The organism is Solwaraspora sp. WMMB335 (genome assembly GCF_049179075.1).
In the GTDB taxonomy this organism is placed as follows: Bacteria; Actinomycetota; Actinomycetes; order Mycobacteriales; family Micromonosporaceae; genus Micromonospora_E.
Window position 1 is genome coordinate 15,369 of sequence record NZ_JBMHMF010000001.1, and the last position, 13,364, is coordinate 28,732.

At 71.3% G+C, this 13,364-nt stretch carries 5 protein-coding genes and 2 CRISPR repeat arrays; of the genes, 3 read left to right on the forward strand and 2 right to left on the reverse strand.

The window, feature by feature from the left end:
* The 3 genes from cas6e to cas2e are packed head-to-tail and all read left to right on the forward strand — an operon-like array spanning position 1 to position 2,035.
* Entirely contained in the window at positions 1-681 is a 681-nt protein-coding gene (gene cas6e, locus ACN27F_RS00060) for a type I-E CRISPR-associated protein Cas6/Cse3/CasE (protein WP_421430475.1), read from the forward strand.
* Positions 678-1,637 carry a type I-E CRISPR-associated endonuclease Cas1e gene (cas1e, locus tag ACN27F_RS00065; RefSeq protein WP_421430476.1) on the forward strand — a complete coding sequence of 320 codons (960 nt, stop codon included), beginning with the start codon at positions 678-680 and terminating at the stop codon, positions 1,635-1,637. The genes cas6e and cas1e overlap by 4 nt, the downstream gene beginning before the upstream one ends.
* Entirely contained in the window at positions 1,637-2,035 is a 399-nt protein-coding gene (gene cas2e / locus ACN27F_RS00070; protein WP_421430477.1) for a type I-E CRISPR-associated endoribonuclease Cas2e, read from the forward strand. The genes cas1e and cas2e overlap by 1 nt, the downstream gene beginning before the upstream one ends.
* 40 nt (positions 2,036-2,075) lie before the next feature.
* Positions 2,076-10,463: a CRISPR direct-repeat array (repeat unit 29 nt; unit sequence CTGCTCCCCGCGCACGCGGGGATGGTCCC).
* A gap of 91 nt (positions 10,464-10,554) precedes the next feature.
* Positions 10,555-11,452: a CRISPR direct-repeat array (repeat unit 29 nt; unit sequence CTGCTCCCCGCGCACGCGGGGATGGTCCC).
* A 70-nt stretch (positions 11,453-11,522) separates the two neighbouring features.
* On the opposite strand, the gene ACN27F_RS00075 is transcribed toward cas2e, so the two are convergent.
* Together ACN27F_RS00075 and ACN27F_RS00080 are read right to left on the reverse strand one after the other, a co-directional pair.
* Positions 11,523-12,179 (reverse strand): hypothetical protein, encoded by a 657-nt coding sequence (locus ACN27F_RS00075; RefSeq protein WP_421430478.1) that lies wholly within the window; start codon positions 12,177-12,179, stop codon positions 11,523-11,525.
* Positions 12,180-12,241: 62 nt separating this feature from the next.
* Positions 12,242-13,333, reverse strand: coding sequence for a hypothetical protein (locus ACN27F_RS00080; protein ID WP_421430479.1), 1,092 nt, complete (start codon positions 13,331-13,333; stop codon positions 12,242-12,244).
* Positions 13,334-13,364: the final 31 nt, after the last annotated feature.

Consider the following 13,364-nt stretch of genomic DNA (forward strand, 5'->3'; position numbering starts at 1 on the left):
ATGTACCTGACCCGCTTCCGCTTCAACCGGGCCCGCCGGGACAGCCGACGCCTCCTCGGCTCCCCGCAGGTCATGCACGCGGCGGTCATGTCCAGCTTCCCGCGCGACACCGACCACACCCGCGACGGCCGGCGCACGCTGTGGCGACTCGACCAGGTCGACGGGCAGCCGATCCTGTACGTCGTCAGTCCGGGCCGACCCGACCTCACCCACCTCGTCGAGCAGGCCGGCTGGCCGACCAGCGACGAGCGGTGGCTCACCCGACCGTACGACGACTTCCTCGACCGGCTCGCGCCCGGCCAGCGGTGGGCCTTCCGGCTCACCGCCAACCCCGTCCACGACGGGCGCCCCAAGGACCCGACCGCCGACACCCGGCGGTTCGGGCACGTCACCGTCGAGCAGCAGACGCAATGGCTGCTCAAGCGGGCCGAGCGCAACGGCTTCAGCATCATCACCGGCGCCAGCGGGCAGCCCAACCTGATGCTGCACAACCAGAGCACCCAGAGCTTCGGCCGGCGCGGGGCAGACCGGCCGGTGACCTTGCGGACCGCCACCTATGACGGCGTACTCGACGTCGTCGACGCCGACGCGTTGCGGCGCACGTTGACCGCCGGGCTGGGCCATGCCAAGGCGTACGGCTGCGGGCTGATGACCCTCGCGCCGGCCAACGACGCCAGATGAAGATCCCCGGCGTCCCGCCGCCCGAGCTCCCCGACCTGGTCCGCGCCCAGGACCGGATCAGCTTCCTGTACCGCGACCGGTGCATCATCCACCGGGACAGCAACGCCATCACCGCGACCGACGCGAAGGGGACCGTACACATCCCGGCCGCCAGCCTCGGCGTGTTGCTGCTGGGACCGGGCACCTCGGTCAGTCACCAGGCGATGATGCTGCTCGCCGACAACGGTGCCACCGTGGTCTGGGTCGGGGAGCAGGGAGTCCGCTACTACGCGCACGGTCGGTCGCTGGCCCGGTCCAGCCGGCTGCTTGTCGCGCAGGCGGCTGCCGTCACGCACCGGGACCGGCGGCTCGCCGTCGCCCGCGCCATGTACGACATGCGCTTCCCGAACGAGGACACCGGCAAGCTCACCATGCAACAGTTGCGGGGTAGGGAAGGGGCGCGGGTCCGGCGGACGTACCGGGAGCATGCCCGGCGGACGAAGGTGACCTGGACGCACCGCGACTACGACCCGGACAACTTCACCGGCTCCGATCCGATCAACCAGGCGCTGTCCGCCGCGCACGTCTGCCTGTACGGCGTCGTCCACGCCGTGATCGTCGCCCTCGGCGCGGCACCGGGCCTCGGCTTCATCCACACCGGGCACGAGCGCTCCTTCGTGTACGACATCGCCGATCTGTACAAGGCGGAGATCAGCATCCCGGTCGCGTTCGACGTCGTCGCCGCCAACTCGGCCGACATCCCCGCGGACACCAGGCGGGCGGTACGCGACAAGATCTTCGAGCTCGATCTGCTCGACCGCTGTGCGGCTGACATCCGGCGGTTGCTGCTGCCCGGCTCGGACGCCGACGCCGACAGCCACGACTTCGGCGACGATGTGGTCAACCTCTGGGACGAATCCGGTGTGGAGATGCCGAGCGGAATCAACTACGCCGACGAGTACGAGGTCGATTTCTAGTGGTCGTCATCGTCCTCACCGCCTGCCCGGCCGGACTGCGTGGCCACCTCACCCAGTGGCTGCTGGAGATTTCCGCCGGCGTGTACGTCGGCCACGTCACGGCCCGGGTGCGCGACCGGCTCTGGGGACGTGTGGTCGAACTCGCCGGTCCGGGGCGGGCACTCATGGTCTACCAGATGCGCGGCGAGCAACGGCTCTCCTTCAAGGTGCACGATCACCACTGGGAGCCGGTGGACTGCGACGGCATTACACTGATGCGTCGTCCGGCCGACCCCGTCGCACTTTCGACCGCACCACCGTCCGGCTGGAGCAAAGCCTCGAAGCGGCGCCGATTCGCTCGACGCGCCTCCACCCAATCCGGACAAGCTGCCCGACAGGAGCCAACTCAAAGTGAATGAAAACCGGGCTCAGAGCTTGTAAACCTGCAGGTCAACAAGTCTGCTCCCCGCGCACGCGGGGATGGTCCCCATTTGCCGCATGTCCGCGACCGCGCGGGCTTCTGCTCCCCGCGCACGCGGGGATGGTCCCGATCATCCAATCCGGTCTTTTTCAAACACCATCTGCTCCCCGCGCACGCGGGGATGGTCCTCGCCCACAAGAATGTGGGCGGACGGGGTCGAACTGCTCCCCGCGCACGCGGGGATGGTCCCCGGCCCCGATCGAGCGCTTCAACGCTTGGTGGCTGCTCCCCGCGCACGCGGGGATGGTCCCGCCACCAGATCATTAGCGGTGTTGTAGATTTCCTGCTCCCCGCGCACGCGGGGATGGTCCCGGCGAGAGTAGCACGGGCGGAGATCAGTGGGACTGCTCCCCGCGCACGCGGGGATGGTCCCAGAGGCAAGCCCGATGGTTCCCGACTCGCCATCTGCTCCCCGCGCACGCGGGGATGGTCCCGGCCAACCGGCCGGCAAGAAGAATGACAAGGACTGCTCCCCGCGCACGCGGGGATGGTCCATGCGCCGGGACAGATCAAAGTGAACATGACGTCTGCTCCCCGCGCACGCGGGGATGGTCCTGAGTTTTTTCACTCCCACCAACGACCCCACCACTGCTCCCCGCGCACGCGGGGATGGTCCCAACATCGAAGAAGCAAGGAAGTTGACCGAGCTCTGCTCCCCGCGCACGCGGGGATGGTCCCGCGGCGGCCGTCCGCCAGTGGGACATGCCGGCCTGCTCCCCGCGCACGCGGGGATGGTCCCGCAGTATTGGGACATCTCGGACTACACGGTGACTGCTCCCCGCGCACGCGGGGATGGTCCCGCACCCACTATTCCCCACTCTTGGGAAGAGAACTGCTCCCCGCGCACGCGGGGATGGTCCCCGTCTGCCGGGCGGTCCCGATGTGGCTTTCGACTGCTCCCCGCGCACGCGGGGATGGTCCCCGGCCGCCCGCGGACGTCGGTGCCTGGTGGTGCTGCTCCCCGCGCACGCGGGGATGGTCCGCACATGTGGGGGGCCGAATACCGACCATTGGCCCTGCTCCCCGCGCACGCGGGGATGGTCCTTGTACGGATTTCGCGCGGGCGGGGCGAACAACCTGCTCCCCGCGCACGCGGGGATGGTCCCAATGGGACGGAACCATTCCATCGGCCGGAAACCTGCTCCCCGCGCACGCGGGGATGGTCCCCGATTCAACATCGCAGGCACACGGACTCACTCACTGCTCCCCGCGCACGCGGGGATGGTCCCTCCGAGAAACAGATGGAACTGCTGGCAGAATCCTGCTCCCCGCGCACGCGGGGATGGTCCCCGTTGCGGAGCAACGGTTTCACCGTTAGGTGACTGCTCCCCGCGCACGCGGGGATGGTCCTGGTTCCGTCCCATTGTTGAAAAAAGGTTCCCCCTGCTCCCCGCGCACGCGGGGATGGTCCTTAAGCTCATGGTCAGACGGTAGATCGGAGGCACTGCTCCCCGCGCACGCGGGGATGGTCCGGTTCGTGCAAGACGGACCGATTGACGACACTGACTGCTCCCCGCGCACGCGGGGATGGTCCGATTCTCTCAACCGGATTCCTGCGCATTGACGGCTGCTCCCCGCGCACGCGGGGATGGTCCCCGAGACCGGGAAGGACAGCGGTGATCCTCGGACTGCTCCCCGCGCACGCGGGGATGGTCCCGAAAAGCTGCAGGTCAGGCTGGACTATTGGAACTGCTCCCCGCGCACGCGGGGATGGTCCCCGCAACTTCTTCATCAACTCGGCAGAGCCGGGCTGCTCCCCGCGCACGCGGGGATGGTCCCAACCCGGGTGTCTTCCTCGCCGCCTTGCTCGACTGCTCCCCGCGCACGCGGGGATGGTCCCGCCGACCCGAACGCCTCGAAGAGTCCCCGCATCTGCTCCCCGCGCACGCGGGGATGGTCCCTCCAACGCCCCGGCGTGCAACGTCCCCCGGGTCTGCTCCCCGCGCACGCGGGGATGGTCCCAAGTACGTGGCGACGGGCAGCTTCTTCAGCTCCTGCTCCCCGCGCACGCGGGGATGGTCCCTTGATAGTAACAGTCACGATGTGGTAGGGCCCCTGCTCCCCGCGCACGCGGGGATGGTCCCACCCACCGGTCGACGTCACGGTGGTCGACGCTCTGCTCCCCGCGCACGCGGGGATGGTCCCAGCTTCGCCGCGTCGGCGAGATTGCCCGACGCCTGCTCCCCGCGCACGCGGGGATGGTCCCGCCGCGCCGAGGTAGTCGTCAGCCGCACCCACCTGCTCCCCGCGCACGCGGGGATGGTCCCACGATCTTGTCGTTGTCGGCGAGCGCCGTCGACTGCTCCCCGCGCACGCGGGGATGGTCCCCGGCCCTCGCTGCCCGTGCCGTGGACGGCGGGCTGCTCCCCGCGCACGCGGGGATGGTCCCTCGTCGGGCGGCCCGCTCGACCTGCGGGTGCACTGCTCCCCGCGCACGCGGGGATGGTCCCGGGCAGCTGCGGGAGACCCGGGCGTGGACGGACTGCTCCCCGCGCACGCGGGGATGGTCCCTCGTGGCCAGCAGGTACGCCGCGCACGACGAACTGCTCCCCGCGCACGCGGGGATGGTCCCGCGTCCGCCGATCCGCGCACCCCGACCAGTCCCTGCTCCCCGCGCACGCGGGGATGGTCGGATACGGCCACCGCGACACCGGCACCACCGTCCCTGCTCCCCGCGCACGCGGGGATGGTCCCGTGTTCCCCGCCGACGTCGTCCGCACCTTCGGCCTGCTCCCCGCGCACGCGGGGATGGTCCCGCGCCTGAGCCGCACATCAGGCCGTCGGCCGCTGCTCCCCGCGCACGCGGGGATGGTCCCGAGCAGCTGCTGGTGGAGACCTAGCCGATCGTCTGCTCCCCGCGCACGCGGGGATGGTCCCCAGCAGTCGACAGCCGGCCCGCAGACGCGGGCCTGCTCCCCGCGCACGCGGGGATGGTCCGTGGGCGGGCCGGGCAACGCTGGCCTTCGCGGCCTGCTCCCTGCGCACGCGGGGATGGTCCCTGGGCTGAGACCGGGAAGGCGTCCGGTGAGGCCTGCTCCCCGCGCACGCGGGGATGGTCCCGGGCTCTGCACCCGCTCCGCTCGCCGAATCAGCTGCTCCCCGCGCACGCGGGGATGGTCCCCACCCGGTACCTGTCGTCGGCCACGGTCAGACCTGCTCCCCGCGCACGCGGGGATGGTCCCATCGCGGCCCCGACCGTGGCCGAGCTCAACGCCTGCTCCCCGCGCACGCGGGGATGGTCCCGCGCCGAGCGCAAGGCCGAGGCGGCCGGCAGCCTGCTCCCCGCGCACGCGGGGATGGTCCCCGCACTCGGGCCTCGGCGGTCGGCGCGTTCGCCTGCTCCCCGCGCACGCGGGGATGGTCCCGTGCCCGACGTGCTCGCCGAGAAGAACAGGGCCTGCTCCCCGCGCACGCGGGGATGGTCCCGCCACCGGTTCGACTCGTCGGTACCGGCGGCGCTGCTCCCCGCGCACGCGGGGATGGTCCCGCGTCCAGTTCCAGATCGCATGTCGCGCTGGACTGCTCCCCGCGCACGCGGGGATGGTCCCCGACGTGCGCGGGTTCAACGCCTCGTCCCGGTCTGCTCCCCGCGCACGCGGGGATGGTCCCGAGTCCCGCGACTACTCGCCGGAGAACGGGTCCTGCTCCCCGCGCACGCGGGGATGGTCCCCGGGCGCTGGCGGTGCCCAACCGGTCGAGATCCTGCTCCCCGCGCACGCGGGGATGGTCCCGTCGAGTGGCCACACCGCCCGCCACGGCGTGCCTGCTCCCCGCGCACGCGGGGATGGTCCCGCCCGGGGTGGCGACTCCGACGCGGCCTCCGTCTGCTCCCCGCGCACGCGGGGATGGTCCCGCCGTCCGGCGGATGCCCGCCGCCCCGATCTGCTGCTCCCCGCGCACGCGGGGATGGTCCCTCGACGGTGGGCTTCTCTGTCTCCCACTTGGCCTGCTCCCCGCGCACGCGGGGATGGTCCCGCGGACCCCGAGTCGATCTGGCTCGACTGGCCCTGCTCCCCGCGCACGCGGGGATGGTCCCTCGGTCTTACCGGCCCCGGACGTCCCGACGACCCTGCTCCCCGCGCACGCGGGGATGGTCCCGAGATTGCCCGCCGCCTCGAAGCCGCTGCACCCTGCTCCCCGCGCACGCGGGGATGGTCCCGCATACCAGTTCTTGATTCAGGTCGACGACGGCTGCTCCCCGCGCACGCGGGGATGGTCCCACCCCGCCGCGTACGCGCACCGGCGGGTCGACCTGCTCCCCGCGCACGCGGGGATGGTCCCGCGGCCAGATCGGCCAGCTCAGCGGTCATCGCCTGCTCCCCGCGCACGCGGGGATGGTCCCAGCTCAGTCACCGGCGTGAAGCGGCTCATCGGCTGCTCCCCGCGCACGCGGGGATGGTCCCCTCCCGTGATGGGGGACGAACGGCTGAGGGCTCTGCTCCCCGCGCACGCGGGGATGGTCCATCCGCCGTGAGCTCGTCGACGTCGTCGTCGGACTGCTCCCCGCGCACGCGGGGATGGTCCCATGACCAGCTTCGTGCTCAAGGGCGCGGAGTGCTGCTCCCCGCGCACGCGGGGATGGTCCCATCTCTTCGACGTACGCGATGGTGTGCCGGTACTGCTCCCCGCGCACGCGGGGATGGTCCCAGCGCCGCCCGGTGGATCGGACCGGCAGAGTTCTGCTCCCCGCGCACGCGGGGATGGTCCCCGGAGTTCACCGTGTAGTCCGAGATGTCCCAACTGCTCCCCGCGCACGCGGGGATGGTCCCCGGCTCGGATAAGCCCGGCCGTTGGAGTGGCCCTGCTCCCCGCGCACGCGGGGATGGTCCTTTCGGTAATTTCATGGTGACCGCCTCGACAATCTGCTCCCCGCGCACGCGGGGATGGTCCCAAGATCCGCACCACCCTCGGACTCCTGCCCGACTGCTCCCCGCGCACGCGGGGATGGTCCCACGGCAGTAACTACAGCCCGCTGCAGTGGATTCTGCTCCCCGCGCACGCGGGGATGGTCCCTGGCTACCGAGGAGGTGGGGGCGGCTGCAGGGCTGCTCCCCGCGCACGCGGGGATGGTCCCTCGGCACCCCGTACGCGATCTGGCAGGGAGACCCTGCTCCCCGCGCACGCGGGGATGGTCCCCGGCTGCCAGCAGACTCTTCATCCGGGCTGACTGCTCCCCGCGCACGCGGGGATGGTCCCCCAGCGCGGTCCACGCCGGGTCCCACGGGGTGCTGCTCCCCGCGCACGCGGGGATGGTCCCTCGACACCACGGTCACCGTCAGTAGAGGCCGTCTGCTCCCCGCGCACGCGGGGATGGTCCCGCGGAGCTCACTACCGTCAAGAATTGTTATCGCTGCTCCCCGCGCACGCGGGGATGGTCCCCCCAGCCAGCCAGGACCCAACCGGCAGCCGCGCTGCTCCCCGCGCACGCGGGGATGGTCCCGACAACCGCGGCGAGGCGTGGCCCACCGAGCACTGCTCCCCGCGCACGCGGGGATGGTCCCGCCGCGTACGTCGGCCTCGGCTACGTGTCCGACTGCTCCCCGCGCACGCGGGGATGGTCCGTGAAACGTGGGGTAGACAAGTTGTGAAACCTCCTGCTCCCCGCGCACGCGGGGATGGTCCCTGTCCAATAACGGCGCGGGTCCGGGCGGACGACTGCTCCCCGCGCACGCGGGGATGGTCCCGATTTCCGATGGTCACGGACGGTGAATTCGGACTGCTCCCCGCGCACGCGGGGATGGTCCCACGGCGACCGTCCACCAGTGGGACATGCCGGCCTGCTCCCCGCGCACGCGGGGATGGTCCCGGTCGAAGCTGGCGCGCTGGAGGCCGAACAGGCTGCTCCCCGCGCACGCGGGGATGGTCCCGGTCCGGACGGGGCCACCGAGCGTGACGCTCTCTGCTCCCCGCGCACGCGGGGATGGTCCCCGGTGATGCCTCCGTGCCGGAGCCGACCAGCACTGCTCCCCGCGCACGCGGGGATGGTCCCTCCCGGCGATCGAGGTAGCCACCAGCTACCTGCTGCTCCCCGCGCACGCGGGGATGGTCCCGAATTTGGGACGTTGACCGGTCGCACGTTGAGCTGCTCCCCGCGCACGCGGGGATGGTCCCTGATTCGGCGATGGCCCGCTGCTTCGACCACACTGCTCCCCGCGCACGCGGGGATGGTCCCTCCTGGAAGTCCCCCAGGATGAGGTAGCCGTCCTGCTCCCCGCGCACGCGGGGATGGTCCCTCGGTACCCAGCTCGTACGGGGTGCTATCCGTCTGCTCCCCGCGCACGCGGGGATGGTCCGGTGCTGGTGAAGCTGGTCAACGACCACGGGCCCTGCTCCCCACGCACGCGGGGATGGTCCCTGCTCATCACGGAGCAGTACCCCGGCACGTGTCTGCTCCCCGCGCACGCGGGGATGGTCCCCCGACTACCGGCCGGGCGTCCTGGGCATCCTGCTGCTCCCCGCGCACGCGGGGATGGTCCTACCGGCCATTGGCCTATCACAATGTGGACGTCCTGCTCCCCGCGCACGCGGGGATGGTCCCACCGTCTTGGTCGGGTGGGCGGGGCCAGCCGCCTGCTCCCCGCGCACGCGGGGATGGTCCCTCGAGTTCACCGCTGGCCGGGCTGGTGCTGCCCTGCTCCCCGCGCACGCGGGGATGGTCCCTCCTTGCGCCTTGCGGCCTCGCGCAGCGGTCGCTGCTCCCCGCGCACGCGGGGATGGTCCCTACGCCACCACCTCGCCGACCAGGCCGACCGGCTGCTCCCCGCGCACGCGGGGATGGTCCCTACGCCACCACCTCGCCGACCAGGCCGACCGGCTGCTCCCCGCGCACGCGGGGATGGTCCCTGGGCGGCCTACATCGTCGCCCTGACCGACATCTGCTCCCCGCGCACGCGGGGATGGTCCCGACCGGTCAGCCTGCGACCGCGACAAACCGGCCTGCTCCCCGCGCACGCGGGGATGGTCCCACCTCGCAGGGCTACATGCAGGTCACGAGCGACTGCTCCCCGCGCACGCGGGGATGGTCCCGGCAGCAGCGCGAGCGCGAGGCCGACCAGCGTCTGCTCCCCGCGCACGCGGGGATGGTCCCGCCGCGTTCACGATCCAGCTGCTGAGGTACTGCTGCTCCCCGCGCACGCGGGGATGGTCCCATCAGGCCGTGCAAGGCGTGCGCCTCGGCGATCTGCTCCCCGCGCACGCGGGGATGGTCCCGGATCGAGGGCCGCCCCGACCTCATCTCTGCGCTGCTCCCCGCGCACGCGGGGATGGTCCCACCGCGATCCGGCAGCGCTGCCACTCTCTGTCCTGCTCCCCGCGCACGCGGGGATGGTCCCCTCTCGGCGAACCGCTGGACGATCTCGGGGCCCTGCTCCCCGCGCACGCGGGGATGGTCCCACGTCGTCGACGAGCAGGACCCGGCCGCCCAGACTGCTCCCCGCGCACGCGGGGATGGTCCCCACTCTGTCAGCTCGTCCTCAAGGGCCTGGTGCTGCTCCCCGCGCACGCGGGGATGGTCCCGGCTACGGCAGATCGAGGTGAAGCGGTACGACCTGCTCCCCGCGCACGCGGGGATGGTCCATCCCGCCACCGTGCCCTGATGGGTGGCGAAAACTGCTCCCCGCGCACGCGGGGATGGTCCTGTGAACCCGCTTCGCGTAGCCGCGATCTGGTCCTGCTCCCCGCGCACGCAGGGATGGTCCCATCCTGCAGTCGCCCCGTCGGCCATGCTTTTCCTGCTCCCCGCGCACGCGGGGATGGTCCCGTCACCAACAACAGCCGTCTCGCGGCGCCGTCCTGCTCCCCGCGCACGCGGGGATGGTCCTTTCGGGTGCGGCAATGGCTGCCTGGGGCTGGACTGCTCCCCGCGCACGCGGGGATGGTCCCGCGGCGTTCGAGGTCTGCGTGATCTGCCAGCGCTGCTCCCCGCGCACGCGGGGATGGTCCCCATGACCCGACGCACTCGTCCCGCGCCGCTGCTCCCCGCGCACGCGGGGATGGTCCCCCGGAGCGCGTCAAGCCGGCCGCCTGAGCCGGCTGCTCCCCGCGCACGCGGGGATGGTCCGCACATGGACGAGTTCCGCGCCGTGAGCCGCGCCTGCTCCCCGCGCACGCGGGGATGGTCTCACATCCGCGCTGATGTCATGCCACTCGCCGCCCTGCTCCCCGCGCACGCGGGGATGGTCCGTGGCGGAGTGCATGGAAGCCATACCCCTTGGGCTGCTCCCCGCGCACGCGGGGATGGTCCCTGGCGCGCCACCGCCTGCATCTGCCCGGCCATCTGCTCCCCGCGCACGCGGGGATGGTCCCGCGCGCGGCCATCGCGGTGGTCTTGCCGGAGCCTGCTCCCCGCGCACGCGGGGATGGTCCCTGGTACCGGCCCGGCAGACCCGCCGACACCAGCTGCTCCCCGCGCACGCGGGATGGTCCCATCTGGCAAGGATCAGTCCGCAGCGGGAAGACCTGCTCCCCGCGCACGCGGGGATGGTCCCCGCGTCGTGTGCGCCGACGGCAAGGTGCGCACCTGCTCCCCGCGCACGCGGGGATGGTCCCTGCCGGCCGCACGCCCGGTCAACGGCGCGGCTCTGCTCCCCGCGCACGCGGGGATGGTCCCGCGCCAGCCAAGGAGATTTCGGCGTCGAAACGCTGCTCCCCGCGCACGCGGGGATGGTCCCCGCTGCGCGCCGGTCGGACCGGTCATGAACGGCTGCTCCCCGCGCACGCGGGGATGGTCCCGCCGCCCTGACCGCCAACCCGATCGGCCTGGTCTGCTCCCCGCGCACGCGGGGATGGTCCCGGGTGGGCCGAGTACTGGGGCGCGCTCGTGCCCTGCTCCCCGCGCACGCGGGGATGGTCCTGATCCTGAACCACCTGCACTGGCGGGACATCGCTGCTCCCCGCGCACGCGGGGATGGTCCCGGCTCACGAAACGAAGCGTGCGGCCCTGATCGCTGCTCCCCGCGCACGCGGGGATGGTCCCGCGAACGTCTTCCCGCTGCCGGGTTGGCCACCCTGCTCCCCGCGCACGCGGGGATGGTCCCGAACAACTACCTCTGATCAGGGAGATGTCATGCTGCTCCCCGCGCACGCGGGGATGGTCCCCAATGGGCACGACGAGGTAGTCGGCGCACTGCCTGCTCCCCGCGCACGCGGGGATGGTCCCGCGACGGCGACGAACAGGGCGGCCAGGCCGAGCTGCTCCCCGCGCACGCGGGGATGGTCCGCTGCCGGATGGTCCCCACCTCGCGATGTTCCGCGCGGTCACGCCGTCCTGCTCTCCGCGTACGCGGGGATGGTCCCAGGTCGTGCTCCCACCACAGACAGACGGTGCGCTGCTCCCCGCGTACGCGGGGATGGTCCTACACGGCGCAGGCCGCATGGAGTCTCCGGGAGTGCTCTCTGCGTATGCAGGGACAATTTTGACTGGCTGGTCAGCTGCCGAGGTGCACGGCGGTCTCGTCGATCAGTGCGTCGATCAGATCGTGGAGAAGTGCGAACACCTCTGTCTTCGATCCGGCCGGGGCGATCGCGTCCCCGTACACCATCAACACCAGGTTGTCGTGGCGGATGAGATGGGTGACATCGACGTGGCTGGCCGCGAAGTCGCCCACGGTGAAGTTGTCCGGGTCCAGGACCTCGACGGTCTCCAGCGACATCCCGGTCTGTCCCCACCAACCGCTGATCTCGGCGGCGGTGGCGTCGGGCAGGGTCTCCTTGCGCAGGTCGACGTAGTTGTAGACGTTCTGGGCGTACGCCTCCACCGCGCCCGCCACATCGTGGTAGACCCGGACCTGCACTGCGCCGGACGGCTGAAACTCCCCGAGTTTGGTGGCGAGACGTCCGTTGGGTGCGAGGGCGACGAAGGCGCAGTGATTCCACCAGTATGTGCGTTCCGCGCGGTAGTCCGAGTTGGGCTCATGCGCGGGCGCGAGGATCAACCCGAACGGTGCGAGCACGTCCTCGAACGGCAGTCTGTCGCAGAGATCTTCGGGAATTTGCTCGTATCGTGGCCGCGGGTCGAGTTGTGGGGTCGGGTCGCCGACCCCGCACCCGCCGGTGACCGTTGCCAGTGTGACTGCCGCGATCATGGCGTGGAGTCTGGCTGTGCGCAGGCGCATGGGTGGTCCTCCAAGGCCCGGTCGACGAGGCATTAGGGGAGGTAGAAGTCATCGCCGTCGACTCCGGAAACGAGGTTCGGCCGGATCGGGATGAGCCGGCCGTCGTTGCTGCCGCCGCTGCGAAGCGTGCGCACCCGCTCGAGTGCGTGCTGAACCTCTTTTCGCAGCGCCTCGTGCTGGACGCTGTCGTTGTGTACGACTTGTCCGATCGCGTCTGACATCGACGTGAGTAGATCGGTGGCGGTGGCACCATACAGGTCCAGCGCGGCCCAACCGCCGTCGGGGATGGCGGTCGAGGCGATGCCGGCGCCACCCGCGACGGCCCCCGCGCCGGCCGCCCACAGGCTGCCGCCGCTGACGATCGCGCCGAACACGGTGGCGGTGCCGCCGGCGATGACCAGGATGCTCCGAGTGGACTCCTGTCTCGCCAGCTCGGCCCGGCTTTGGCACAGTTGGAGCTGTTCGCGCACCGCCTCCCAGGTGTAGTGCACGACGTTCATAAGGCTGCGCTGGGTGGATTCGGCGATCGCCTGGGCGGCGGCGACTCCGCCAGCCAGGGCGGTGAGTAGTTGTTTCTGATTGCGCAGGGTGTGCTCGAACGGATGGTAGAAGCTGGTCGCGAAGTTGTCGGCGGCGTCGCCTTCCCAGCTTCCGAGGCTGTGACCCAACTTGCCGAAGTCTGCGCTGACCTCATCGGCCAGCGTGTCGTGCACGGCCAGGACCGGCTCGACGCACCCAATTTCGTACAACGAGCCGATCGGCCAGGTGAAGGGTCTGACCCGGGTGGCGACGGCGTCGATCTCGGTGGCCGCCCAGGCGTTCGCCTCACCGGCCAGGGCGCGGAGGCGGCTTTCGACCTCCTCCCTCTCGCTGTCGTGCCACGGGATGCGGAAATAGCCCGCCGGCACCTGGTAGATCTTCCGGAACGGGAACGTGGTGCCGAATTGGATCTCGATGTTGAAGGTGCCAGGGCCGATCGGCGCGCTGTGCCACCAGCGGGCTTTCTCGTCTTCCAGGTAGGCCATGGCGGTATCGATGTAGCGCAGTTCGGCGAAACAACTTCGGACTTCCAGGAGCTTCCGATGGAATTTGCCGACGTCGTACGTGATCGAGGGCTCGGCCATGGTGTCTCCTGGTGGGCACGGTGCCTGTCGG

Bases quoted from the DNA above. Each gene is read 5' to 3' on its own strand.
- cas6e (WP_421430475.1), top strand. From the start codon at position 1: ATGTACCTGACCCGCTTCCGCTTCAACCGGGCCCGCCGGGACAGCCGA.
- cas1e (WP_421430476.1), top strand. From the start codon at position 678: ATGAAGATCCCCGGCGTCCCGCCGCCCGAGCTCCCCGACCTGGTCCGC.
- ACN27F_RS00075 (WP_421430478.1), bottom strand. From the start codon at position 12,179: ATGATCGCGGCAGTCACACTGGCAACGGTCACCGGCGGGTGCGGGGTC.
- ACN27F_RS00080 (WP_421430479.1), bottom strand. From the start codon at position 13,333: ATGGCCGAGCCCTCGATCACGTACGACGTCGGCAAATTCCATCGGAAG.